The 22,980-nt window shown below is 73.6% G+C and carries 22 protein-coding genes, 2 tRNA genes and 1 riboswitch; of the genes, 12 read left to right on the top strand and 12 right to left on the bottom strand.

Annotated features, from left to right (window positions below; all coding sequences use genetic code 11):
- Window positions 1–708 (top strand): metal-dependent transcriptional regulator, encoded by a 708-nt coding sequence (locus OVN18_RS01090; RefSeq protein WP_267781426.1) that lies wholly within the window; start codon window positions 1–3, stop codon window positions 706–708.
- A 9-nt stretch (window positions 709–717) separates the two neighbouring features.
- Window positions 718–1,965, top strand: a complete 1,248-nt coding sequence (locus OVN18_RS01085; RefSeq protein ID WP_267781424.1) for an Nramp family divalent metal transporter — start codon at window positions 718–720, stop codon at window positions 1,963–1,965.
- Between the two features lie 9 nt (window positions 1,966–1,974).
- On the opposite strand, the gene OVN18_RS01080 is transcribed toward OVN18_RS01085, so the two are convergent.
- Window positions 1,975–3,423: a dihydrolipoyl dehydrogenase family protein gene (locus OVN18_RS01080; protein WP_267781422.1), complete on the bottom strand. Its 1,449-nt coding sequence runs from the start codon at window positions 3,421–3,423 to the stop codon at window positions 1,975–1,977.
- Window positions 3,424–3,514: 91 nt separating this feature from the next.
- Between OVN18_RS01080 and OVN18_RS01075 the strand changes: the two genes are divergently transcribed.
- Both OVN18_RS01075 and OVN18_RS01070 read left to right on the top strand, forming a co-directional pair.
- On the top strand, window positions 3,515–4,042 hold the full coding sequence (locus OVN18_RS01075) for a GNAT family N-acetyltransferase (protein WP_267781421.1): 528 nt from the start codon (window positions 3,515–3,517) through the stop codon (window positions 4,040–4,042).
- Between the two features lie 346 nt (window positions 4,043–4,388).
- A complete protein-coding gene (locus OVN18_RS01070) occupies window positions 4,389–4,850 on the top strand; it encodes a hypothetical protein (RefSeq protein ID WP_267781420.1) in 462 nt (153 codons plus the stop codon).
- Here OVN18_RS01070 and OVN18_RS01065 read toward each other — a convergent pair.
- The 4 genes from OVN18_RS01065 to OVN18_RS01050 form a co-directional block, all read right to left on the bottom strand.
- Entirely contained in the window at window positions 4,847–5,506 is a 660-nt protein-coding gene (locus OVN18_RS01065) for a LuxR C-terminal-related transcriptional regulator (RefSeq protein WP_267781419.1), read from the bottom strand. The two genes, OVN18_RS01070 and OVN18_RS01065, sit on opposite strands and share 4 nt — an antisense overlap.
- Window positions 5,507–5,608: 102 nt before the next feature.
- Window positions 5,609–7,147: a GAF domain-containing sensor histidine kinase gene (locus OVN18_RS01060; RefSeq protein WP_267781418.1), complete on the bottom strand. Its 1,539-nt coding sequence runs from the start codon at window positions 7,145–7,147 to the stop codon at window positions 5,609–5,611.
- A gap of 5 nt (window positions 7,148–7,152) precedes the next feature.
- Complete coding sequence (locus OVN18_RS01055; RefSeq protein WP_267737671.1) at window positions 7,153–7,977, bottom strand: TerC family protein; 825 nt, start codon at window positions 7,975–7,977, stop codon at window positions 7,153–7,155.
- A 30-nt stretch (window positions 7,978–8,007) separates the two neighbouring features.
- A complete protein-coding gene (locus OVN18_RS01050; protein ID WP_267781417.1) occupies window positions 8,008–8,814 on the bottom strand; it encodes a hypothetical protein in 807 nt (268 codons plus the stop codon).
- A gap of 48 nt (window positions 8,815–8,862) precedes the next feature.
- A riboswitch (TPP riboswitch) is annotated at window positions 8,863–8,973 on the top strand.
- Window positions 8,974–9,029: 56 nt separating this feature from the next.
- Between OVN18_RS01050 and OVN18_RS01045 the strand changes: the two genes are divergently transcribed.
- The 3 genes from OVN18_RS01045 to OVN18_RS01030 are packed head-to-tail and all read left to right on the top strand — an operon-like array spanning window position 9,030 to window position 12,565.
- Entirely contained in the window at window positions 9,030–9,665 is a 636-nt protein-coding gene (locus OVN18_RS01045) for an ECF transporter S component (RefSeq protein ID WP_267781416.1), read from the top strand.
- The gene (locus tag OVN18_RS13130) at window positions 9,652–12,024 is read left to right on the top strand and encodes an ATP-binding cassette domain-containing protein (protein WP_324287784.1); all 2,373 of its coding nucleotides are present in this window, start codon (window positions 9,652–9,654) and stop codon (window positions 12,022–12,024) included. The genes OVN18_RS01045 and OVN18_RS13130 overlap by 14 nt, the downstream gene beginning before the upstream one ends.
- Window positions 12,011–12,565, top strand: coding sequence for a nucleoside/nucleotide kinase family protein (locus OVN18_RS01030; RefSeq protein ID WP_267781415.1), 555 nt, complete (start codon window positions 12,011–12,013; stop codon window positions 12,563–12,565). Before OVN18_RS13130 ends, OVN18_RS01030 begins: the two co-directional genes overlap by 14 nt.
- A gap of 10 nt (window positions 12,566–12,575) precedes the next feature.
- On the opposite strand, the gene OVN18_RS01025 is transcribed toward OVN18_RS01030, so the two are convergent.
- The 6 genes from OVN18_RS01025 to orn form a co-directional block, all read right to left on the bottom strand.
- The gene (locus OVN18_RS01025) at window positions 12,576–13,784 is read right to left on the bottom strand and encodes a D-alanyl-D-alanine carboxypeptidase family protein (protein WP_267781413.1); all 1,209 of its coding nucleotides are present in this window, start codon (window positions 13,782–13,784) and stop codon (window positions 12,576–12,578) included.
- Between the two features lie 66 nt (window positions 13,785–13,850).
- Window positions 13,851–14,135 (bottom strand): metallopeptidase family protein, encoded by a 285-nt coding sequence (locus tag OVN18_RS01020; protein ID WP_267782841.1) that lies wholly within the window; start codon window positions 14,133–14,135, stop codon window positions 13,851–13,853.
- Between the two features lie 134 nt (window positions 14,136–14,269).
- The gene (locus OVN18_RS01015; RefSeq protein ID WP_267781412.1) at window positions 14,270–14,779 is read right to left on the bottom strand and encodes a DUF2017 family protein; all 510 of its coding nucleotides are present in this window, start codon (window positions 14,777–14,779) and stop codon (window positions 14,270–14,272) included.
- A complete protein-coding gene (gene clpS, locus OVN18_RS01010; RefSeq protein WP_267737663.1) occupies window positions 14,776–15,078 on the bottom strand; it encodes an ATP-dependent Clp protease adapter ClpS in 303 nt (100 codons plus the stop codon). Before clpS ends, OVN18_RS01015 begins: the two co-directional genes overlap by 4 nt.
- Window positions 15,079–15,195: 117 nt before the next feature.
- Window positions 15,196–15,268: transfer RNA gene (locus tag OVN18_RS01005), tRNA-His, on the bottom strand.
- Window positions 15,269–15,304: 36 nt separating this feature from the next.
- Window positions 15,305–15,883: an oligoribonuclease gene (orn, locus tag OVN18_RS01000; RefSeq protein ID WP_407666073.1), complete on the bottom strand. Its 579-nt coding sequence runs from the start codon at window positions 15,881–15,883 to the stop codon at window positions 15,305–15,307.
- Window positions 15,884–16,037: 154 nt separating this feature from the next.
- Here orn and OVN18_RS00995 point away from each other — a divergent pair, with 154 nt between their 5' ends.
- The 5 genes from OVN18_RS00995 (at window position 16,038) to OVN18_RS00975 (ending at window position 20,837) form a co-directional block, all read left to right on the top strand.
- Window positions 16,038–16,301: a thioredoxin family protein gene (locus OVN18_RS00995; protein WP_168916114.1), complete on the top strand. Its 264-nt coding sequence runs from the start codon at window positions 16,038–16,040 to the stop codon at window positions 16,299–16,301.
- Between the two features lie 25 nt (window positions 16,302–16,326).
- Window positions 16,327–16,399, top strand: a tRNA-Arg gene (locus OVN18_RS00990).
- A 493-nt stretch (window positions 16,400–16,892) separates the two neighbouring features.
- Entirely contained in the window at window positions 16,893–18,311 is a 1,419-nt protein-coding gene (locus tag OVN18_RS00985; protein WP_267781410.1) for a pyridoxal phosphate-dependent decarboxylase family protein, read from the top strand.
- Window positions 18,312–18,352: 41 nt separating this feature from the next.
- Window positions 18,353–19,528 carry a benzoate/H(+) symporter BenE family transporter gene (locus tag OVN18_RS00980; protein ID WP_267781409.1) on the top strand — a complete coding sequence of 392 codons (1,176 nt, stop codon included), beginning with the start codon at window positions 18,353–18,355 and terminating at the stop codon, window positions 19,526–19,528.
- A 10-nt stretch (window positions 19,529–19,538) separates the two neighbouring features.
- The gene (locus OVN18_RS00975; RefSeq protein WP_267781408.1) at window positions 19,539–20,837 is read left to right on the top strand and encodes a GNAT family N-acetyltransferase; all 1,299 of its coding nucleotides are present in this window, start codon (window positions 19,539–19,541) and stop codon (window positions 20,835–20,837) included.
- Between the two features lie 57 nt (window positions 20,838–20,894).
- On the opposite strand, the gene OVN18_RS00970 is transcribed toward OVN18_RS00975, so the two are convergent.
- A complete protein-coding gene (locus tag OVN18_RS00970) occupies window positions 20,895–22,919 on the bottom strand; it encodes a M3 family metallopeptidase (RefSeq protein WP_267781407.1) in 2,025 nt (674 codons plus the stop codon).
- Window positions 22,920–22,980 lie beyond the last annotated feature (61 nt).

Here is a 22,980-nt window from a genome sequence, read left to right as displayed (position 1 = left end):
GTGGTCGAGTCGGGGGTGCGGGCCGAGTCGAGCGGCGCCGCCTCGACGGCGGCCGACGACTACCTGAAGACGATCTACTCGCACACCGAGTGGCAGCCGAAGCCCATCACGCCCGGGGAGCTCGCGGTGCGGCTCGGGCTCGCGCCCTCGAGCGTCACCGAGATGGTCAAGAAGCTCGGCGCGGCGGGGCTCGTCGACCACCGGCCGTACGCGGCCATCCGGCTGACGGCCGCGGGGGAGCAGCGGGCGCTGGCGATGCTGCGCCGGCACCGGCTCATCGAGACCTGGCTCGTCGCGGTGCACGGCTACGGCTGGGACGAGGTGCACGACGAGGCCGAGGTGCTCGAGCACGCCCTCAGCGATCGGCTGCTCGCGGCGATCGACGTGCAGCTCGGGCATCCACGCCGCGATCCGCACGGCGACCTCATCCCCGGTCCCGACGGAACGATCGAGCGGCCCGCCGCGGTGCGGCTCGACCTCGCCGCCGCCGGCGCACGGGGCCGGGTGGTGCGGCTCAGCGACCGCGATCCGGCGGGCCTGCGCGAGCTCGAGCGGCTCGGCATCGCCCTCGACGCCGAGCTCGAGGTGACGGCGAGCTCGTCCGAGGGCGTCGTGGTGCGCGCCGCCGCGCTCGGCGCCGCCGCTCTGCCCGCCCTGCCCGCGTCGCTCGCCGCGGCGGTCTGGATCACCGTGGAGCTTTCCGTCTAATATTTCGGCGTGCCGAAAAATCTGCTGGATGCTCCTCCCGCGCGCCGCGCGCTCCTCGTCGCGCCCCTGCTCGGGCCGGCGCTCGTGGCGGGCGTCGCCTACCTCGACCCGGGCAACGTCGCCGCCAACATGACCGCGGGAGCCCTCTTCGGCTACCTGCTCGTCTGGGTGGTCGTCACGGGAAACGTCATGGCGTGGCTCATCCAGTACCTCTCCGCCAAGCTCGGGCTCGTCACGGGCCTGAGCCTGCCCGAGGCGCTCGGTCGGCGGTTCCGCCGCCGCGGGGCGCGGCTCGGCTACTGGGGGCAGGCCGAGCTCGTGGCGATGGCCACCGACGTCGCCGAGGTCATCGGCGGTGCCGTGGCGCTGTACCTGCTGTTCGACCTGCCGCTGCTGCTCGGCGGCATCATCACGGGCACGGTGTCAATGCTGCTGCTCGTCGTGCAGTCCCGCCACGGGGCGAAGCCCTTCGAGCGCATCGTCACGGGGCTCATGCTCGTGATCGCGATCGGGTTCTGCGCCGGGCTCGTCGTCGGGCCGCCCGATGCCGCGCAGACCGTGGGCGGCCTCGTGCCGATGTTCGAGGGCACCGAGTCCGTGCTGCTCGCGGCGAGCATCCTGGGCGCCACCGTCATGCCGCACGCCATCTACGCGCACTCCGCGCTCACCCGCGACCGCTTCGGGCTCGTCGCGGCGGGCGTCGAGCGCACGCGCGTGCTGCGCGCCACGAAGGTCGACGTCACCGTCGCGCTCGCCATCGCGGGCAGCGTCAACGTCGTCATCCTGCTGCTCGCCGCGGCCAACCTGCAGGGCGTCGAGGGCACCGACACGCTCGAAGGCGCCCACGCCGCGCTCGGCTCGGCGCTCGGCGAGCCGATCGCGCTGCTCTTCGCCATCGGCCTGCTCGCGAGCGGTCTCGCCTCGACGAGCGTCGGCGCCTACGCGGGCGCCGAGATCATGAAGGGGCTGCTGCGGGTGCGCATCCCGCTGCTCGTGCGCCGCGCCGTGACGATCGCGCCGGCCCTGCTGCTGCTCGCGGTCGGCGTCGACCCGACGCTCGCCCTCGTGCTGAGCCAGGTCGTGCTGAGCTTCGGCATCCCCTTCGCGCTCATCCCGCTCGTGCGGCTGACCGCCGATCGCGGCCTCATGGGCTCGGCCGTCAACAGCCGGCTGACGACCGCGCTCGCGATCGTCGCCGCGGGGCTGCTCGTGGCGCTCAACGTGACGCTGCTCGTGCTGCTCGCGCTCGGAGTGTAGCCGGGCCTCTCAGCGCACGACGGCGGCGCGGAATCGCGCGAGCACTCGCACGGCGGCCCCGACGGCGCCCGTGCGCAGGCGGCCGCGCACGTCGGCGACGGCGGCGTTCCAGAACGCGTCGCTGTAGGTCGGGTAGGCGTGGGTGGAGCCGGCGATCGCGCTCGTCTTGAGCTTCTGCGTCACGGCGAGGGACGCTTCGCCGAGGGACTCGCCGGCGCGCGGGCCGACGATGAGGGCTCCGCGCAGCCGGCCCGAGCCGTCGATCACGAGCGAGGTGAATCCGGTCGTGCGGTCGTCGGCGATGGCACGGTCGACGTGGTGGTGGTCGACGGTCTGCACCGAGCATCCGTTGGCCTCTGCCTCGGAGGGCTGCAGCCCGACGGCGGCAACCTCGGGGTGCGTGAAGGTGACGCGGGGCACGACCTCGCTGACGGTGCGGCGCAGCCCGAGCACCGCGTTGGTGGCGGCGACGCTGCCGTTGACGCCGGCGGTGTGGGTGAACTGCGGCAGGCCGCTGACGTCGCCCGCGGCGCGGATGCGCGGGTTGCTGGTGCGCAGCGTCGCATCGATGACGACGTGGCCGCGCTCGTCGGTGTCGACCCCCGCGGCGGCGAGCCCGAGCGCGTCGTCGGTGCGGGGAGCCCGGCCGAGTGCCGCGAGCAGGCGGTCGAAGGGCAGGGCGGTGCCGTCGTCCAGGTGCAGGATGCCGCTCTCGCCGTCCTCGCCCGCCTCGACCCGCACGACCTGCGTGCCGAGCCGCACGTCGACGCCGTCGTCCTCGAGCGCCGCGGTCACGAGCCGCGAGGCGCTCTCGTCCTCCTTCGGCAGCAGCCGGGGGCCGCGCTGCACGAGGGCGACGTGCGAGCCGAGCCGGGCGAACGCCTGCCCCAGCTCGCAGCCGATGGCGCCGCCGCCGATGACGACGAGGCGCTCGGGCAGGGTCGTGAGATCCCAGACGTCGTCGCTCGTCAGCACGGCGACGCCGTCCATGCCGGGCGCGTCGGGCAGGGTCGGGGCGGAGCCGGTGGCGATGATCGCCTGGCGGAACGCGATCGGGCGGCCGTCGATCTCGGCGCTGCGCGGACCGGTGAAGCGCGCGCGGCCCATGACGACGAGGGCGCCGGACTGCTCAATGGTCTCGATCGAGTCGACGGGCTCGATGGTGCGCATGGCATCGTGCACGTGCCCCATGACGGCGGCGAAGTCGACGCGCACGCCGTCCACATGCACGCCGAGGTGTCCGCCGTCGCGGGCGCTCTGCGCGATCTCGGCGGCGGCGATGAGCGACTTCGACGGCACGCAGCCCGTCCAGAGGCAGTCGCCGCCCATGCGGTGCGCCTCGACGAGCACGGTGGTCGCCCCGAACCCGGCCGCGGTCTTCGCCGCGACGAGCCCCGCGGTGCCGGCGCCGATGATGAGCATGTCGACGGTGTCGGGCAGGTCGGCGATTCTCGTCATGGGCCGAGCGTATCGGCGCACGGGTCTTGCTAGCCTGCGGACCGGGGGACTCGCCCCTCCCGCCCACCCCTCACCCACCTGGAGCCGCCGCGTGTCCTCCCCGCCCGCCCCCGCCGTTCTGCCCGACGATCTGCGCCTCGTCCCGCTGACGGCGCAGGATGCTGCCCGCATCGCCCCGCTGAACGACGCGGCCTACCCGGCGGTGCCGATCACGTCGCCCGATGACCTGGCCGCGCTCGTGGGCCTCGCCGCCCTGCCGCTCGGCATCGAGTCGACCGAGGGCGAGCTGGTCGGCTTCGTCCTGGCGCTGGCGCCGGGGGCCGCCTACGACAGCGAGAACTTCCGCTTCTTCGAGCAGCGCGGGGTCGACAGCCTCTACGTCGACCGCATCGTGATCGCGGAGTCGCAGCGCGGCCGCGGGCTCGGCCCCGTGCTGTACGACCGCGTCTTCTCGCTCGCCCGCGAGCAGGGTCGTCGCGAAGTGACCTGCGAGGTGAACCTCGACCCGCCGAATCCCGGAAGCCTCGCCTTCCACGCCCGCCTCGGCTTCGTGCCGGTCGGCAGCCAGCCGACCAAGGGCGGCACGGTGACGGTGCAGCTCCTCGCCGCCCCCGTCTGAGCCCTCTCTCGCCGCGCGGGCTTCGACCCGCCCCCTGGCCCCGCGCGGGGTGCTGCTTCGCAGGGTTCGGATTTCACGGCTGAGCTCCTTCCACTCTGCAGGAATTCAACGATCATTCGTCACGAAAGTCCTGCAGAGTGGAAGGAACGTGGACGCGAATCCCGCACCCCGCGTTCCGAGCGCGGAAGCGTCGCTGTTCGGCTCCGAAGCGGCGCGTCCGGCGTTCGGTGGTCGGGCGCATCCGCCGAATCGGCACGCGTCCTCCCCAGCGCACGACAGGCCACCGCGGGCCACGAGACCGACGGCGGGCAAGGGGCGGGGGTGCGGACCCCCGCATCATGATGCGATGACGCGCAGCCCGATCCACCTCGATGCCGACATCCGAGCGCTCGGCGGCATCGCCTCCGCCGCCGAGCTGCTCGACCTCGGGTACACGCGTGACGCGCTGCGGCTCTGGGGCGATGGGCGGCGCAGCCGGCGCCTGCGGCGCGGCTGGTACGCCCTGCGCGACCTACCCGAGGAGGTCACCGCAGCGTGGGACGCCGGCGGGGTCCTCGCCTGCGTCAGCCTCCTCGCCCTCGCCAGCCGGGCTCCGACGACCCGAGTGCCCGACGAGCTCCACATCTGCATGCCGCGCTCCGCCTCGCGCATCCCGCGGATAGTACCGCTGCGCGGCCGCGAGCTGCGCGTCGTCGCGCACTGGAGCACGGCCGACTACGGGTCCGGCACGCGCAGGGGCGTCGACGCGAGGACCGCCGTGCGGCAGGCCCGGCACTGCAGGCGGCGCGCGTCATCCGCGGACGACTAGCGGGCCGCGCGACCATCCTTCGGCAACCACTCCGCCGCGAGCACCGCGGCCTGCGTGCGCCGTTGCATGCCGAGCTTGGAGAGGATCCCGCTGACGTAGTTCTTCACCGTCTTCTCGGCGAGGAACAGGCGCGCGCCGATCTCGCGGTTCGACAGCCCCTCGGCGATGAGGGAGAGGATCTCGCGCTCGCGCGGGGTGAGCCCGAACAGCGGGGAGTCGGGGGAGGGCTCGCCGCGCATCCGGCTCATGACGCGCTCGACGACGGCGGGCTCCAGCAGCGACTCGCCCGCGGCGACGCGCCGGATGCCCTCCACGAGCCGCGTGGCGCGCACCTCCTTCAGCAGGTAGCCGTCGGCTCCCGCCAGCACGGCGGCGAGCACCGCCTCGTCGTCGTCGTACGAGGTCAGGATCACGCAGCCGATCGACGGCGCCGCCGACTTCACGTCCCGGCACACGTCGATGCCGCTGCCGTCGGGCAGTCGACCGTCGAGCACGGCGACCGTGGTCCCCGTCGCGACGATCGCCGCCGCTGAGCCGGCGACCTCGCCGGCTTCGCCCACGACGACGATGCCCGGCTCCTCGGCCAGCAGATCCGCCAGGCCACGCCGAACGATCTCGTGGTCATCGAGGAGGAAGACGCGGATGCTCTCGGACATGTCGAGCGCCATCGTACGGTCGCGGGCCGTGACGCCGCCGAGCCGACGTTCGCGAAACGACCATCGCTCGCGGAGCGGGCGTCCAGCCTCCGACGGGAGCCGCTACTCGGCCTTCCACGGAACGACCCAGCGCAGCTGCGTGCCGCGCGGCGCCGCGGCGCCGACGGCGAAGGTGCCGCCGAGCTCGACGGCGCGGGCCCGCAGGTTCTCGAGGCCGCTGCGCCGCACGGCCGCGGGCATGCCGATGCCGTCGTCGGTCACCGTCAGCACGACCTGGGCGCCCCGCACGGCGACGCTCACCGCCACGAAGCGCGCCCGGGCGTGCCGCACCGCGTTCGAGAGGGCCTCGCGGATGACCGCCGCCACCTCATCGCCGAGCGAGGTGTCGACGAGGGTGTCGACCGGTCCGCTGAACTCGAGGCGCGAGTCGAGGCCCTCGCCCTCGAGCGTCTGCCGCACGAGGGTGTTGATGCGCGCGCGCAGCGAGTAGCTGTCGGCCGAGGGCGGCACCGACAGCCGGTAGATCGCCTGCCGGATCTGCCGGATCGTCGCGTCGATCGCGTCGACCTGCGCCGCCAGCCGGGCCCCCGTCGGCGTCGTCGGGTCGCCGACGACGCTCTGCAGGCTGAGCCCGATCGCGAACAGGCTCTGGATGACGTGGTCGTGCAGGTCGCGGGCGATGCGGTCGCGCTCGTCGGCGAGCGCCAGGCGCTGCTCGTCGAGGCGCGAGGCCGAGAGCTCGCGCGCGATCGTCGTCGAGCGGGCGAAGCGCGCGGCCGTCTCGCGGTCGGCCTCGGTGAAGGGATGCCCCGCCGCCCCCCGCACGATCGTCAGCGTTCCCGCCTCGGTGTCGTCCGCGCCGATCAGCGGAACCGTCATGCGGCGCTGCGGCTCCTCGTCGCACCGCCCGGCCCGCACGCTGATCGCGCCGGGCCCGGCGCCGAGGGTGACCTCCACGCCCGCCGCCTCGGAGACCGCGAGCGCGGTCTCGGCGACCTCGTCGAGGGCGTCGGGCGAGAGCGCCCCCGAGAGCAGGCGCCGGCTGAGGCGCTCGGAGGCCTCCAGCCAGCGGCGCTCCGCGCGGGCCTGCTCGTAGAGCCGCGAGTTGGCGAGAGCGGTGCCGGCCATGGAGGCGAGGCTGCCGATGATCGCCTGGTCGAGGTCGTCGAAGGGCTCGCCGCCCTCGCGCTCGGTGAGGTAGAGGTTGCCGTAGGCGGTGTCGCCGACGAGCACGGGCACCCCGAGGAAGGCGTGCATCGGCGGATGGTGCGCGGGGAACCCGACCGACCGCGGATCGTCGTCGAGACGGTCCAGGCGGATGGAGGCGCCCTCGGTGATCACGGCGCCGAGCACGCCCCGCCCCGTCGGCAGGTGGCCGATGCGCGCGGCCTCCTCCTCGGGCAGCCCGGCGTGCACGAAGCGCTCGAGCCGTCCGTCGGGCGAGATGACGCCGAGCGCCCCGTAGCGGGCTCCGACGAGCTCGCGGGCGACCTCGACGATGTGCTGCAGCGCGCTCGTCAGGTCGAGGTCGCGCGTGACCGTCTGCGAGGCCGACAGCAGCAGCGCGAGCCGCGCCCGCCCGGCCTCGGGCGAGCCCGCGCGCTCGAGGATCCGCGCGATGAGGGCGGAGGTGTCGGGCATCCCCGTCAGATCGAGTGGTCGCCGGCGCCCGAGGGGGTCGAGGCGACGACGTCGCCGTCCTCCACCTTCATCGTGCCCTGGCGCAGGTGCAGCGGCTCGCTGTGCGTGGCGCGCTTCTTCGCAGCCCGCCCGCGCGCGATGAGGTTGAGCACCTCGACGCCGATGGCGAAGGCGATCGGGCCGTAGATGAGCGCCTTGTCGATCTTGTACTCGAAGCCCTCGGCGATGAGCATGACGCCGATGAGCACGAGGAAGGCGAGCGCGAGCATCTTGACGGTGGGGTGGCGGTTCACGAAGTCGCTCACGGCCTTGGCGGTGAACAGCATGATGAGCACGGCGATGACGACCGCGGCGACCATCACCCAGAGCTCGTCGACCATGCCGACGGCGGTGATGACCGAGTCGATCGAGAACACGAGGTCGATGAGCAGGATCTGCACGATGACCCCGCCGAAGGTGGCCGCCTTCTTGCCGGCGCCGCCCTCGTGGTGCTCCTCGCCCTCGAGGCGCTCGTGGATCTCGGTGACGGCCTTGTACAGCAGGAAGAGCCCACCGGCGATGAGGATCATGTCCTTGCCCGAGAAGCCCATGCCGAAGAGCTCGAACACGTCGGCGGTGAGCGTGATCACCCAGCTGGCGGCGAAGAGGAGGCCGATGCGCAGGAACATCGCGAGGCTCAGGCCCAGCACCCGCGCCTTGTTCTGCTGCTCGGGCGGCAGCTTGCCGGCGAGGATCGAGATGAAGACGACGTTGTCGATGCCGAGCACGATCTCGAGCACGAGCAGGGTGCCGAAGGCGACCAGCAGCTCCGGGGTGAAGACGATGTCCATGGGCTGATCCTAGCGACGTGCTCCCGCGCGCTACTGAGGGGAGTCCATCGGCCAGCCGAGCCGCTCGCGCACGGCGCGCTCCGCCGCCACGGGCCAGCCGCGCCACGCGGTGACGCCGTGCGTGACGGCGAGGTAGAGCAGGCTCCGGGCCGCGCGCTCGGGGTCGCGCTCGAGGGCGCGTTCGAGAAGAGCGGCGAACTCGGGATGCACCGTCTCGAGCCGCCGGTAGGCGTCGAGGTCGTCGAGCCGGGCATCCGCCCCGCCCACCACGACGCTGCGGTGCAGCGCCAGCAGGCTGCCGAGCGCGTGGGATCGCACCGACTGGCCCGCGCTGAGCAGCTCGCCGCGCCGCGCCCGGCCGACCCCGATGAGCAGGTGGGCGAGGAAGAGCTGCGCGTGCGCCTCGGGGGAGGTGCTGCCGAGCGGCTTGGGCTTCGCGGCGACCTCGCGCATGGCGGCGCCGATACCGCCGCGGTCGAGCGCGACCTCGAAGTCGTTCGCGTGGGCGAGCAGCAGCTCACCGGGGGCGAAGACGGCGAACTCGAGCACGGCGCCGTTCTCGTACACGCACTTGAGCCCGTGCGGCCCCTCGCGCACGGCGATGACGAGGGTCTCGGCGTCGGGCAGCCAGGCGAGGTTGGTGCGCATCGTCTCGGCGGCCTGCTCGCTGACGGTGGTGACGAGGAAGTCGTGGTCGCTCCACTCGTCGACGCGGGCCCGGTCGGCGGTGCTGCCGGCGAGCACGAGGCCCGTGACGTCGGGCCGTGCGGTCAGCCCGTCGATGAGGCGGTCGAGGTAGGCGGAGAACGCGCGGCGGGTGTCGGAGACGTCGAGCATGCGCTCCACCCTACGGGCGCGACCCTTCGGGCGCGGGGGCGTACACTCGCTGACGTACACGGGAGTCCGGTGAGCCGGGCTGAGAGGGAGCTGCTCCAAGCTCCGACCGTCGAACCTGATCCGGATCATGCCGGCGCAGGGAGGACTTCTCGCACCCGTGCCGACCCAGTCGCACGCCGATCCGCGGCGTGCATCGACCGAAAGGCACGCGCATCATGGTCACCACCGCATCACCGTCCACCTCCACCGCCCCGCGCCGCCCGAACCTGCGCTGGCGCGTCGTCGACATCGTCGTGGCGAGCGTGCTCGCCGTCGCCGGCGGTCTCGTCTTCGTCCTGTGGAACTCCGTCGGCTACAGCGTCATCACGAGCCCCTTCGAGGCGGCGCTGCCCGGCCTGCAGGCGCTGTTCCACGGCGTCTGGCTGTTCCCGGGCGTGCTCGTCGCGCTCGTCGTGCGCAAGCCGGGGGCCGCGCTCTACGGCGAGATCGTCGCGGCATCCGTCTCGGCGCTCATCGGCACCGAGTGGGGTCCGCTCACGCTGCTCTCCGGCCTCATCCAGGGTCTCGGCGCCGAGCTCGTGCTCGCCTTCCTCCTCTACCGGGCCTGGGGCCTCATCCCGGCCCTGCTCGCCGGTGCCGGCGCGGGCGTCGCGATGGTCGTGCTCGATCTGACCGTCTGGTACGTCGGAGCCGCGCCGCTCTTCGCCACCGTCTACGCGGTCTGCGGCATCATCTCGGGCGCGCTGTTCGCCGGGCTCGGCTCGTGGCTCCTCATGCGCGGGCTCGCCCGCACGGGGGCGCTCAGCCGGTTCGCCGCGGGGCGCGAGCTGCGGTCGCGTGCCGAGTCCTGACCCGGCGGGGCTGCACCACGACCCGCTCCCGGCGGGCATGAGGGATGCCGCACCCGGCTCCGGCCGCGGTGCGGCGTCCCTCGCCGCCGAGGCCTGGAGCTGGACCCCCGCGGGCCGTGATGCCCCCGTGCTCGATGGCGTCGACCTGCGGGTGCGGCCCGGCGAGCGCGTGCTGCTGCTCGGCGCCTCGGGCAGCGGCAAGTCGACCCTGCTGCAGGCGTGGGCCGGGGTGCTGGGCGGTGACGACGAGGGCGTCCAGGCCGGAGCCCTCACCGTCGACGGCGTCGAGCCCGGGGCCGCGCGCGGCCGGGTCGGGCTGCTGCTGCAGGATCCCGACGCCCAGCTCGTGCTCGCCCGGGCGGGCGACGACGTCGCTTTCGGCCCCGAGAACCTCGGGGTGCCGGCGGAGGAGATCGCGCGCCGGGTGCCGGCGGCGCTCGCCGCGGTCGGCCTCAGCGGCCTCGCCCTCGACCACGACACCTCCCGGCTCTCCGGCGGGCAGAAGCAGCGTCTCGCCCTCGCGGGCGTCATGGCCATGCACCCCGGTGCGCTGCTGCTCGACGAGCCGACGGCGCAGCTCGACCCCGACGGCGTGCGCGAGGTGGCGGGGGCCGTCGCCGCGCTCGTCGCCGACCGCTCGATGACGCTCCTCGTCGTCGAGCACCGCGTCGACGTCTGGGCGCCGCTCGTCGACCGGGTCGTGGTGCTGGAGGGCGGTCGGGTCGTCGCCGACGGCCCGACCGGCGAGGTGCTCGAGGCGCAGGGCGCGGCGCTGGCGGCGCGCGGCGTGTGGGTTCCCGGGCGGGCGCCCGCGCATCCCGTCGCCGCATCGACACCTGCGGGGGATGCCCTGCTCACGGCCCGCGACCTCGCCGTGCGCCCGGCGGGGGGCGCGGTCGTCGCCCGCGGCCTCGACCTCGAGGTGCGCGCGGGCGAGGTCGTCGCGCTCACCGGGCCGAACGGCGCGGGCAAGAGCACGCTGCTGCTCACGCTCGCCGGGCTGCTGCCCGCCGCGGAGGGCTCGGTGGTCGCGACGATCCCGGACGACGCAGGCGGCGAGCAGCCGACCGGGTCCGACCCCGCCGCCTGGCGCTCGGCCGAGCTCGTCGCGCGCATCGGCGTCGTCTTCCAGAACCCCGAGCACCAGTTCGTCGCGCCGACCGTGCGCGAGGAGCTCGCCGTGGGCCCCGTCGCCCTCGGCCGCGAGCCGCAGCGCGTCGCCGACGACGTCGACGCGCTGCTCGACCCCCTGCGGCTGCGGCACCTCGCCCCCGCGAGTCCGTTCACGCTCAGCGGCGGCGAGCAGCGGCGGCTCTCCGTCGCGACCGCCCTCGCGACCGCGCCGCCGGTGCTGCTGCTCGACGAGCCGAGCTTCGGGCAGGACTCCCGCACCTGGGCCGAGCTCGCCGCGCTGCTCGCCGCGCACCGCGACGGCGGGGGAGCGGTCGTCATGGCCACGCACGACCGCGCGCTCATCACGGCGCTCGGCGCCCGCGAGGTGCGCCTGCCCCGGCCGGAGCCGATCGAGGAGCCCGTGGGCGGGCATCCCGCGCCGGCGACCGGCACCGCCCAGCCGGCGACCGGCACCGCGCCCGCCCGGCGCGCCGCCCTCGCCGATCGGCTCAACCCCGCCGCCGGGCTCGCCGCGGCCCTGCTGCCCGCCCTCGTGCTGGTCAGCACGATCGACGTCGTCTCGGCGGGCACCGCGCTCGTGCTGCAGCTGCTGCTCATGCCGCTGCTCGGGGTGCCCGCGCGCACGCTGCTGCTGCGGTTCATCCCCGTGCTCGTCGCGGCGCCCCTGACGGCGCTGACGATCCTGCTCTACGGCCAGGTCTCGGGCACGGTGCACGCCGAGTTCCTCCTCGTGCGCATCAGCGACGGCTCCATCGAGCTCGCGCTCGCCACCCTGCTGCGCGTGCTCGCCATCGGGCTGCCCGCCATCGCGCTGTTCTCGCGCCCCGATGCGACGCGGCTCGGCGACGCCCTGGGGCAGAACCTGCGCCTGCCGGCGCGCTTCGTGCTCGGGGCCGTCGCGGCGCTGCGGCTCATCGGCCTGCTGCGCTCCGACGCCCGCACCCTGCAGCGCGCCCGTCGCGCGCGCGGCATCGGCGACCGCCGCCGGCTGCGCCGCGCCGCCGGGCTCGTGTTCTCGCTGCTCGTGCTCTCCCTGCGCCGCGGCTCGGCCCTCGCCATCGGCATGGAGGCGCGCGGCTTCGGCGCCGACGCCCCGCGCACGTGGACGAGGCCGTCGCGGTGGACGCGCACCGACTCCGCGGTCGTCGTCGTCGGGATGCTCGTCTCGGCCCTCGCGATCACCGCGGCCGTTCTCACGGGGGAGTTCACCGGTGCGCTGCGCTGAGGCGCCGGCCGGGCATCCCGCCGCAGCGCCCGCGTCGACCGGCCCGGATCGCCCGCGCGTCACCCTCGTCGACGGCCGCTCGGGCTCGGGCAAGACGACCTGGGCCACCGCGCGCGCGGCCGCGGAGGGCGCGACGCTGCTGAGCCTCGACGAGGTCTACCCCGGCTGGGACGGCCTCGAGGCGGCCGAGGCCCACGTGCTCGAGCACGTGCTGCGCCCTCTCGCCGCGGGGCGGCCGGCGCGGTACCGGCGCTGGGATTGGACGGCCGAGCAGCCGGCCGACTGGGTCGAGGTGGATGTCCGCCGCCCGCTCATCATCGAGGGATGCGGCGCGCTCAGCGCCGCCGCCCGGGCCCTCGCCCATCGCGGCGTCTGGGTCGAGCTCGACGACGTCCGGCGTCGGGAGCGCGCCCTCGCCCGCGACGGCGAGGCCTTCCGCCCGCACTGGGAGCGCTGGGCGGCGCAGGAGGAGCAGCACGCGGCCCTGCACGCCCCGCGCGCCTGGGCCGACGAGGTCGTCGACGGGGCGGTGCTCGGCTGATCCCGCCGGATCAGCCCTGCTCGGCGAGCCAGCGGTCGAGAACCGTGAACGGGTCGGCGAAGCGCCAGGCGACGCCCGGCTCGGTGATGGTCGTCGCCGTCTCGAGTCGCACCGTCTGCTCGCTCGTCGGCGTCGTGACCGTCAGACGACCGATCGTCGTGCCGCGCAGCGCGGTGCGGCGCTCGTCGAGCTCGTAGCCGAGCTCCACCCCCGTGGTGTCGAGCGCCACGATCGTCACCGCCTCGGTCGCGATGAGATCGGTGCGCTGACCCCAGTCGGCCACGAGCTCGCCCACCGCGTCGCCCGCCTCGATGATGGTCACCGGCTGCAGAGCGGTCGCGAGCCCCGGCAGCAGTCCTGCGACGGCCGCCTCGGCGGTGGGGTAGTCGGGCTGGCCGAGCAGGGCGACGCCCGCGTAGTTCTCGCCCACGGGGACGATGAGCAGCGTGCAGACCCCCGCCGCATCGGTGTAGGTGGTCGCGGCGCCGAGGGCTCCCGTTCCGCCGGGGAAGGCGGCGTTGTCGCTCCAGCTGCCGACCGAGGCGGAGGCGGTGGGACGCGAGATCAGCAGGTCGAGCAGTACCGGATCGGCGACGGTGAGCTGCGCGAGCCGCGCCATATCGGCTGCCGTGGCGACGTTGCCGCTGCCGATGCCCGTCGGGTCGACGATCACGGTGTCGTCGAGCCCGTTCTCGGCGAGCCACTCGGCGGCGGCGATGAGGTACCCGTCGACCGTGCCGAAGACCGAGGCCGCGAGCACCTCGGCGATGTTGTTGCCCGAGCCGATGATCGAGGCGGCGAGCAGGTCGTACTGAGTCCAGGCCTGGCCGGCGACCACCGGGACCGTGCGCACCGAGGAGGCCTGCAGGGCGCGCAGCCGCTGCACGTCGTCGGCGTCGATCGCCGTCGTCGGCCCGAGCGACCCGACCTCGAGCGGGGCGCGGTCGAGCACGACGTGGGCGAGCACGACCTTGGCGAGCCCCGCGATCGGCCGGGCGGTGGTCTCGCCCCCGGCGACGGGGTCGCCCGAGCCCGCGATCACGGCGCTCGAGCCCGTGGCGGGCAGGGCGAGGGCGGCGGGATCCACGCCCACGGCGTCGAGCGCGGGCGGCTGCTCGACGGCCTCGAGCACGGGCACGGGGCTCAGCAGCGCGCCGGCCGCCCAGACGGTGACGAGTACGACGGCGAGGGCGAGCATCCCGCTGATGGTCTTCCTCACCCGCTGCCCCCGTCGCATGCGAGCGATGCTAGGCGGCGAGGCTGCGCGCGCGGGGCTGCCGCGCCGTCAGCCCCAGCCGAGGCGGTGCAGCTCGGCGTCGTCGATCCCGTAGTGGTGGGCGATCTCGTGCACGAGCGTGACGTGGATCTGGTCGAGCAGCTCCTGCCGGTCGCCCTCGGCGGTGGCGAGCAGCGGCTCGCGGTAGAGGATGATGCGGTCGGGCAGCTCGCCGAAGCCGTACTGGCCGCGGTCGGTAACGGCGGTGCCCTCGTAGAGCCCGAGCAGGTCGAGCGAGCCGTCCTCGGGGCGGTCCTCGACGACGAAGACGACGTTGTCGAGCCCCTCGACCATCTCGTCGGGCAGCTCGTCGAGCTCGGCGATGACGAGAGCCTCGAAGGCCTCGGCGTCGAGGCGCTCCGGCGCTGCGGGCGGGTGATCGTGCGGGTGATCGTGCGGTTCGGGATGCCCCTCCGCCGTCTCCTCGCTCACGGGGTCTCCTCCAGCAGCGTCAGCACCCGCACGAGGTCGTCCTGCATCCAGGCGAGCCAGTCGTAGAGCTCGGCGCCGCCCTCGAGCGCGCCGCTCGGCTCGTCGCCCTCCTCGCGGATCCCCATCCGCTCGGCGAGCACCAGGCGCAGATCGGCGACGGCGCGCACCCAGTCGAGGGCGCCGGCGGTGTCGAGGGCGATCGTGTGGATGCCCGGGTTCGTCGCGGCCCGCTCGAGGTCGTCGACCATGCGCTGGGCGAAGGTCGCCTTGCGATCGGCGAGGGCGCGGCGGCTGAGCCGGCGCCACTCCTCGGCGGCCTCGTCGTCGTCGCGGTAGGCGTCGGGCAGCACCCGGTCGACGGCGGCATCGCGGCTCGTCTCGGTCTCGCCCGCCTCGGTCAGCAGGCCGGCGAGCTGCTCGGCGAGGGAGCGAAGCACCCGCGCCTCGTCCTGATCGACGAGCGCCTCGACCGCGCCGGGCGCCGCGGCGGGCTCGAAGCGCCTCATCGCGGGGCCTTCTCGAGCGTGGCCCACAGCCCGTACTCGTGCATGGCCTCGACGTGGCGCTCCATGGCCTCGCGATTGCCCTGCGCCACGACGGCGCGGCCCTCGGTGTGCACGGCCATCATCGCCCTCTCCGCCTCGGTCTCGCCCATGCCGAAGTGCCGGCGGAACACCCACGCCACGTAGCTCATGAGATTGACCGGGTCGTTCCACACGATGGTCTGCCACGGAACCTCCGAGGCGTGCAGCGGGCGCACGTCCGTCTCCTCGTCGAGGAGGGGGACGGCGGGGAGGGCGACCATCCACCTATTCTCCCACCGCTCGCCGAGCGCGCGATGCGGGGCCGGGAACGACGAAGACCCCGCCGGAGCGGGGCCTTCACCCGGTTCGTCCCACTCGTGCGACGAACCGGCAATACGGGTGAGTAACGGGACTTGAACCCGCGGCCCCCTGGACCACAACCAGGTGCTCTACCGACTGAGCTATACCCACCATGCGCCGCTGAAGCAGCGGAACCCGAGAAGTCTATTACAGACGCGGGCTCCACTTCTCCACGACCTCGGCGGCGACCGCCTGAGCGGCCTCGCTCGTCGGTCCGGGTTCGGCCGTGAAGCCGATGCGGCGGTAGTACTCGAGCTCGCGGATCGACTCGAGGATGTCGGCCAGGGCCCGGTGCCCGCCGTTCTTGGCCGGGGCGTTGAAGTACACGCGGGGGAACCAGCGGCGCACGAGCTCCTTGATCGAGGAGACGTCGACGGAGCGGTAGTGCAGATGGGCATCCACCCGGGGCATGTCGCGGGCGATGAAGGAGCGGTCGGTGCCGATGGTGTTGCCGGCGAGGGGCGCCTGGCCCGCGGTGGGCACGTGCTCGGCGATGTAGTCGAGCACCGCCTGCTCAGCGTCGGCGAGGCTCACGCCGTCGGCGAGCTCGTCGAGCAGTCCGCTCGAGGTGTGCATGTCGCGCACGAAGTCGCCCATGCCCTCGAGGGCGGCGGCGCTGGGCGCGATGACGATCGAGAACCCGGGATGCACGGGCTCGAGCTCGTAGTCGGTGATGACGACCGCGACCTCGACGAGCTCGTCCCTCGTCAGGTCGAGCCCCGTCATCTCGCAGTCGATCCAGACGAGGCGCTCGGTCGTTGAACTCACGCCCCCACCCTATCCGGCGCCCCCGACGGCCCCGGGCGGGCCGGCAGCGTCGGCGCGGGTGGTCGGCGCGCGGGGGCGGCGAGCGCGCAGGCGGCGCGCGTAGCCTGGGGCGGTGCGCATCGAACTCTTCACCTCGGCCTTCTGCGACCCCTGCCATCGAGCGCGCGAGGTCGTCGCGGAGGCGCAGCGCCTCGTGCCCGAGCTCGTCGTCGAGGAGCTCGACGTGGCCGCCCACCAGGAGCGCGCCCTCGCCCACGGCGTCACCTCGACGCCGACGATCGTCGTGCGCCGGGCCGACGACTCCATCCTCGTCACCGCGGAGGGCGTGCCGACCCTGCCCCGACTGCTGACGGCGCTCGCCGAGGCGAAGGGGTAGCGCTCCGGTACCCTGGGCAGCAGCTGCCCTCGTAGCTCAGCGGATAGAGCAGGAGCCTTCTAATCTCTTGGTCGCAGGTTCGATTCCTGCCGAGGGCACCGTCCGGCTCGATCGGAGCGCACCTCGCGGTGCCTCTCATCTCGTGGTCGCAGGTTCGATTCCTGCCGAGGGCACCGGAGCGCATCTCGCGGTGCTTCTCATCTCGTGGTCGCAGGGTTGATTCCTGCCGAGCGCACGGTCGGCTCCGCGCCGGTGGTGACGGGGACGAAGGCAGCGCATTCGCCCCTCGGCAGCTTCCACTCTGCAGGACTTTCGTGATGCATCCTCGCTGAATGCCTGCAGAGTGGAAGGCGCGCACGGATCGTGAGCGGATCCCGCGACCCCAGCCCGCGCCCCGCGCCTCGCGCCCGCACCTCGACGCCCCCGCCTTGCAGCGCGCCGGGAACCAACAACCCGCCCCGGCGACGGAGAACCCGCCCCGCGCATCCATTCGTTCGTGCACGAACGGAAACTGCGTAGACTCACCCTCGACATCGCCGTCGCCGCACATCCCGCGCCCGTCGGCGACCACCCCCACGAAGGAGTGCGGCTGTGAGTGCGAAGCGTGCCATCGATCTGCAGGAGCTCCTGCCGACGGTGATGACCGGCATCGGCGACCTGAAGGCCACGTACGGCGAGTGGCCGGTGCACAAATCCACCCACGCCGACCCCGATCAGGTGCAGGCCGTGCTCTCCGAGCTCGTCGAGCGCCTCGACGACAACTACCCCTACTTCCACCCGCAGTACGCGGGGCAGATGCTCAAGCCGCCGCACCCCGTCGCGATGGCCGCCTACCTCGCCACGATGCAGCTGAACCCCAACAACCACTCCATCGACGCGAGCCGCGCGACCACCGCCATGGAGCACGAGGTGCTCGACCAGCTCGCCGCCATGTTCGGGTACCCCGATGACTACATGGGGCACCTCACCTGGAGCGGCACCACCGCGAACCTCGAGGCGCTCTGGGTGAGCCGTGAGATCCGGCCCGGCAGCAGCATCCTGCACAGCGCGGATGCCCACTACACGCACTCCCGCATGGGCGAGGTGCTCGGCATGCCGACGGTGGGCATCCCGACCGACGCCCGCGGGCGGATGGACCTCGACGCCCTCGAGCGCGAACTGCAGCGCGGCACCGCGGGCGTCGTCGTCGCCACGCTCGGCACCACGGGCCTCGGCGCCGTCGATCCGCTCGCCGACATCGTGCCGCTCGCCCGCCGGTACGGAGCGCGGGTGCACGTCGACACGGCCTACGGCGGGTTCTTCTCGATCATCGCCGACCACCTCGACCCCGAGACGGCGCGGCACTTCCGGGCCATCCGCGACGCCGACTCCGTCGTCGTCGACCCGCACAAGCACGGCCTGCAGCCCTACGGCTGCGGCGCCGTGCTCTTCAACGACCAGTCGATCCTGCGGTACTACCACCACGAATCGCCGTACACGTACTTCGCGAGCACCGAGCGGCACTTCGGCGAGATCCAGCTCGAGTGCTCGCGCGCGGGAGCCTCGGCCGCCGCGCTGTGGGCGACGCTCAAGGTCTTCCCGCTCACCGAGCAGGGCCTCGGCGGCATCGTGCTGCCCGGCTACCGGGCCGCCCAGACCTGGTACGGCCTGCTCGCCGACTGCGACATCCTGCAGCCGTACCAGCGCCCCGAGCTCGACATCATCACGTACCTGCCGCGGGTGCGCAGCATGAGCGAGCTCGACCGCGTCAGTCACGCCATCTTCGAGATGGCAGCCGACACCACCCGCCCGCAGCAGACCCACCTCGCCACCTACGTCGTCGGTCCCGAGCCCCTCGCCGCCCGCGGCATCGAGCTCGAGCGCGACGCCGACCACGCCCGCATCATGCGCAGCGTGCTCATGAAGCCCGAGCACGAGCCGCTCATCCCCGAGCTGCACCACCACGTCGCGATGTGGTCGCGCCGGGCCTACGCCGCCACCCACGAGGGAGCCGCTCCCGCCTCGCGCTGAGTCGCACCGGCGGGGGCCGGGCCGCGCTCTAGGCTCGCCTCATGCTGCAGCCCATCGTCGCCGGCATCGTCGGGGCGCTCACCGGCTTCGCCAGCTCCTTCGCGATCGTCATCGCGGGCCTCCTCGCGGTCGGCGCGACGCCCGCCGAGGCCGCCTCGGGCCTGCTCGTGCTGTGCCTCGGCCAGGCCGGCCTCGCGATCGCGTTGAGCGCCGCCTTCCGCCTGCCGCTCTCCTTCGCCTGGTCGACGCCCGGCGCGGCGCTGCTCGTCGCCGCCGAGGGCGCGGTGGGCGACTACCGGGCCGCGATCGGCGCCTTCATAATCTGCGGTCTGCTCATCGTCGTCACGGGCCTCATCCGCCCGCTCGGCCGCGCGATGACGCGCATCCCGATGCCGCTCGCCGGCGCGATGCTCGCCGGGATCCTGCTGCCCCTCTGCATCGCCCCCGTCACCGCCGTCGTCGAGCAGCCCCTGCTCGCCGTGCCCGTCGTGCTGGTCTGGTTGCTGCTCGTGCGCCTCGCGCCGCGCTGGGCGGTGCCCGCCGCCATGCTCGTCGCCGCCATCGGCATCGTCATCCAGGCGGGCGGGGCGCCGGCGAGCGGCGATGGGATGCCCACCGCATCCCTGGCCCCCGTGCTCACCCTCACGCTGCCGACCCTCGACCCGCTCGTCATCGCCTCGCTCGGGCTGCCGCTCTTCATCGTGACGATGGCGGGCCAGAACGTCCCCGGCTTCGCGGTGCTCACGACGCTCGGGTACCCGCCCGCCCCCGCGCGGGCGGTGCTCGTCTCGAGCGGTCTCGTCACCGCGATCGGAGCCCCGCTCGGCGGGTTCGCCGTCAACCTGGCGGCGCTCACGGCGGCCCTCATGGCGGGGCCTGACGCGCATCCCGACCGCGATCGCCGCTGGATCGCGCCCGTCGCCGGCGGCGTCGTCTACGTGCTGCTCGGGCTGAGCGCGGGTGCCGCGACCGCCCTGGTCACGGCCGCGCCGCCCGTTCTCATCATCGCCGTCGCGGGGCTCGCCCTGCTCGGCGCCTTCACGACGGGCCTCGTCGCGGCCTTCGAGGCGCCGGAGACGCGGCTCACCGCGGCCGTCACGCTCGTCGTCGTGGCCTCGGGGGTCGTCGTCGCGGGCATCGGCAGCGCCTTCTGGGGCCTGCTCGTCGGGGCCGTCGTGCTGCTGGTGACCCGTGCTCGACGGGCCGCTCCTCGATAGCCTGAGCCGCATGGACGAGCTCTTCCGCACCCTGCCCGCCGACGCCGCCTCGACCGACGTCCTCGCCGCGGGAGGTCTGCGCTACGGTCTCGTCGGCGCCGACCCCGACGAGCGCGACGCCTTCTCGCAGGCGGTCAGCCGCGGCTTCTACAGCTCCATCGCCGAGGCCGAGGAGCTCTACGAGGCGCGCGAGGCGTACGACGACCGCCGCACGACCGCGGTCTGGGACGACTCCGCGGCCGAGCCCGAGACCCCGGTCGCCACGGTCGACAGCTGGCCGACCCCGCTGACGATGCCCGGAGGCGGCTCGCTCCCGGCCTGGGCGATCAGCGGCGTCACGGTCGCCCCGACCCATCGCCGCCGCGGCATCGCCCGCGCCCTGCTGGAGGGCGAGCTGCGCACGGCGCGCGCCCTGCGCCTGCCGATCGCCGCGCTCACCGTCTCGGAGGCGACGATCTACGGCCGCTTCGGCTTCGCCCCCGTGGCCTCGGCCGTCGACCTCGTGATCGACACCCGGCGCGCGGCGTGGACGGGACCGCAGGCGAAGGGCCGGGTGCATTTCGTGCAGCGGGATGCCCTGCGCACGATCGCCCCGGGCATCCAGCAGCGCGCCCGCGTCGCCGGCGACGTCGACCGCTGGCCGGGCTACTGGGATCGTCTGCTGGGCCTGCGCGCCTCGCTCGCGAAGAAGGCGGCCGACCTGCGGGCGGTGCGCTACGACGACGAGCACGGCGAGCCGCAGGGCTTCGTCGTCTACCGGGTGAAGGACGCCGGCGCCGACTTCTCGCGGCATCCGGTCGAGGTCGTCGACCTCGTCGCCGCCACGACCGACGCCTACGCGGGCCTGTGGCGGTACCTGCTCGAGCTCGACCTCGTGCACGAGATCACGGTCGACCTGCGCAGCGTCGACGAGCCCCTGCGCTGGATGGTCGCCGACCCGCGGGCCGTGCGCACCCGGGCGCACTCCGATCACCTGTGGACGCGCATCCTCGACGTCGCCGTCGCCCTCGAGGGCCGCCGCTGGCAGACCGCGGGCGCGATCGTGCTCGAGGTGACCGACCCGCTCGGCTTCGCCGCGGGCCGCTTCTCGCTGGCCGTCGACGAGGCGGGGCGCGCGACCGTGATGACGACGGATGCTCCCGCCGAGGTCACCCTCGACGCGGGCGCCCTCGCCGCCGTGCACCTCGGCGGCACGAGCCCGCTGACGCTCGCCGCCGCCGGGCGCGCCTCGGGCGGTCAGGAGGCGCTCGAGCGCCTGCACGCCCTCGCCGTGACGCCCGTGCCCCCGCGCCTCAGCTTCTGGTTCTAGACGCGCGCCGGGCCGGCGCCGGGGGAGCGCCCCCGACGCCGGCCCGCCGCGCCCGGCTCAGGCCGCGAGGCCGCGACGCTCGAGCAGCGGCTCGATCACGGCGTCGCGCCCGCGGAACGCGCGGTAGGCCTCGAGCGGATCCTGCTTGCCGCCGATGCCGAGCACGTACTGCCGGAACCGGTCGCCGTTCGCGCGCGTGAGACCGCCGTTCTGCTCGAACCACTGCACGGTGTCGGCGTCGAGCACCTCGCTCCAGATGTACGAGTAGTAGCCGGCCGAGTAGCCGCCCGAGAACGTGTGGGCGAAGTAGCAGCTGGAGTACCGGGTCGGCACCGCCGGGTCGTCGAGCCCGACGGCCGCGAGGGCCTCGCGCTCGAAGGCGGCGACGTCGGTCACCGCGTCCGCCTCGGCCGACGAGAGCCGGTGCCAGGCCTGGTCGAGCAGCGCCGCGGCGAGGTACTCGCTCGTCGCGAAGCCCTCGCCCCAGGTCTGGGAGGCCCGGATGCGGTCGATGATGCCCGCGTCAATGGGCTCCCCGGTCTGGTGGTGCACGGCGTAGTCGTTCACGATCTCGGGCCAGAGCATCCACATCTCGTTGACCTGGCTGGGGAACTCGACGAAGTCGCGGTACACGTTCGTGCCCGTGAAGCTCGGGTAGACGACGTGCGCGAAGAGGCCGTGCAGGGCGTGGCCGAACTCGTGGAAGAAGGTGTTGACCTCGTCGAAGGTCAGCAGGGTCGGCTCGCCCGCGGCGGGCTTCGAGACGTTGAGGTTGTTGACGACGATCGTCGGGTGGTCGAGCAGCTCGTTCTGGCCGATGAGCTCGTTCATCCACGCGCCGCCGCGCTTGGTGTCGCGCGTGTACAGGTCGAGCAGGTAGAGGCCGAGCTCGGAGCCGTCCTCGTTGCGCACCTCGAACACGCGCACGCCCTCGGTGTAGCCCTGCAGGTCGTGGCGCTCGCTGAACGTGATGCCGTACACCTTCGTCGCGGCGGCGAAGACGCCCTGCTGCAGCACCCGCTCGGCCTCGAAGTAGGGCTTGAGCTCGCTCGTGTCGACGTCGAACTCGGCCTTGCGCACCTTCTCGCTGTAGAAGGCCCAATCGTGCGCCTCGATGGGGTGGCCGGCCAGCTGCTCGAGCTTCGGCTTCTCGGCGCGAGCGTTGCGGGCGGCGGCCTGCGCGAGCGGCTCGAGCATCGCGGCGACGCGCTGCGGCGTCTTCGCGGTCTGGTCGGCGGTGATGAAGTCGGCGTGGCTCGCGAAGCCGAGCAGCTCGGCCCGGCGCGCCCGCAGCCGCACGATCTCGAGCAGCACGGCGCTGTTGTCGTGCTGGTTGCCGCGCGCCGCCCGCTGACGGGATGCCCGCATGATGCGCTCGCGCACCTCCCGGTTCGTCAGGCTCTCCAGCACGGGGTGCCCGGTGGGCAGCACGAGCGTGATGAGGTGCTTGCCCTCGAGCCCGCGGTCGGATGCCGCCTGGGCGGCGGCCGAGATCTCGCCCTCGCTGAGGCCGTCGAGCTCGTCGACCGAATCGATGACGACGGCGAGGTCGTTCGTGTCGGCGAGCAGGTTCTTCTCGAACTTGGTCTGCAGCACCGACAGCCGCTGGTTGAGCTCGGTGAGGCGAGCCTTCTGCTCCGCGTCCAGGCCGGCTCCGGCGAGCGTCATGCGGGTGAAGCGGCGCTCCACCAGGTAGCGCTGCTCGTCGTCGAGGGCGTCGCGGCGCTCGTGGACGTGGCGGATGCGCGCGTACAGCGCGCCATCCAGCTCGATCGCGTCCTCGTGGGCGGCCAGCTGCGGCGCGAACTCCTCCTCGATGGCGGCGACCTCGTCGGTCGAGTCGGCCGAGGACTGGTTGAAGAAGACCCGCAGCACGCGGGTGAGGGTCTGACCGCTGCGCTCGAGCGGCACCATCGTGTTCTCGAAGGTCGCCTCGTCGGGTTGCGCGGTGATGGCGTCGATCTCGGCGCGCTGCTCGGCCATGCCCCGCGTGATGGCGGGCGCGTAGTGCTCGACGGCGATGTCGGCGAAGGGCGGCAGCTGGTACGGGAGGGTGCTGGGGGAGAGGAAGGGGTTGCTCATCCCTCCACCCTAGGCGGGGCTGCCGACCCGGGACCGGAGAGTGCACAGACTTCTTTGCAAA

The sequence above is a fragment of the Microcella daejeonensis genome, from assembly GCF_026625045.1.
Classification (GTDB): Bacteria; Actinomycetota; Actinomycetes; order Actinomycetales; family Microbacteriaceae; genus Microcella; species Microcella daejeonensis.
Note: the sequence above shows the minus strand (reverse complement) of the source record. Positions and strands in the feature narration are given on the sequence as shown.

Coding starts and splice junctions, on each gene's coding strand:
- OVN18_RS01080 (WP_267781422.1), bottom strand. CDS start 3,423: ATGACGAGAATCGCCGACCTGCCCGACACCGTCGACATGCTCATCATC.
- OVN18_RS01070 (WP_267781420.1), top strand. CDS start 4,389: ATGACGCGCAGCCCGATCCACCTCGATGCCGACATCCGAGCGCTCGGC.
- OVN18_RS01065 (WP_267781419.1), bottom strand. CDS start 5,506: ATGTCCGAGAGCATCCGCGTCTTCCTCCTCGATGACCACGAGATCGTT.
- OVN18_RS01060 (WP_267781418.1), bottom strand. CDS start 7,147: ATGCCCGACACCTCCGCCCTCATCGCGCGGATCCTCGAGCGCGCGGGC.
- OVN18_RS01055 (WP_267737671.1), bottom strand. CDS start 7,977: ATGGACATCGTCTTCACCCCGGAGCTGCTGGTCGCCTTCGGCACCCTG.
- OVN18_RS01050 (WP_267781417.1), bottom strand. CDS start 8,814: ATGCTCGACGTCTCCGACACCCGCCGCGCGTTCTCCGCCTACCTCGAC.
- OVN18_RS01045 (WP_267781416.1), top strand. CDS start 9,030: ATGGTCACCACCGCATCACCGTCCACCTCCACCGCCCCGCGCCGCCCG.
- OVN18_RS01020 (WP_267782841.1), bottom strand. CDS start 14,135: ATGGTCGAGGGGCTCGACAACGTCGTCTTCGTCGTCGAGGACCGCCCC.
- OVN18_RS01015 (WP_267781412.1), bottom strand. CDS start 14,779: ATGAGGCGCTTCGAGCCCGCCGCGGCGCCCGGCGCGGTCGAGGCGCTC.
- clpS (WP_267737663.1), bottom strand. CDS start 15,078: ATGGTCGCCCTCCCCGCCGTCCCCCTCCTCGACGAGGAGACGGACGTG.
- orn (WP_407666073.1), bottom strand. CDS start 15,883: ATGACGGGGCTCGACCTGACGAGGGACGAGCTCGTCGAGGTCGCGGTC.
- OVN18_RS00980 (WP_267781409.1), top strand. CDS start 18,353: ATGCTGCAGCCCATCGTCGCCGGCATCGTCGGGGCGCTCACCGGCTTC.
- OVN18_RS00975 (WP_267781408.1), top strand. CDS start 19,539: ATGGACGAGCTCTTCCGCACCCTGCCCGCCGACGCCGCCTCGACCGAC.
- OVN18_RS00970 (WP_267781407.1), bottom strand. CDS start 22,919: ATGAGCAACCCCTTCCTCTCCCCCAGCACCCTCCCGTACCAGCTGCCG.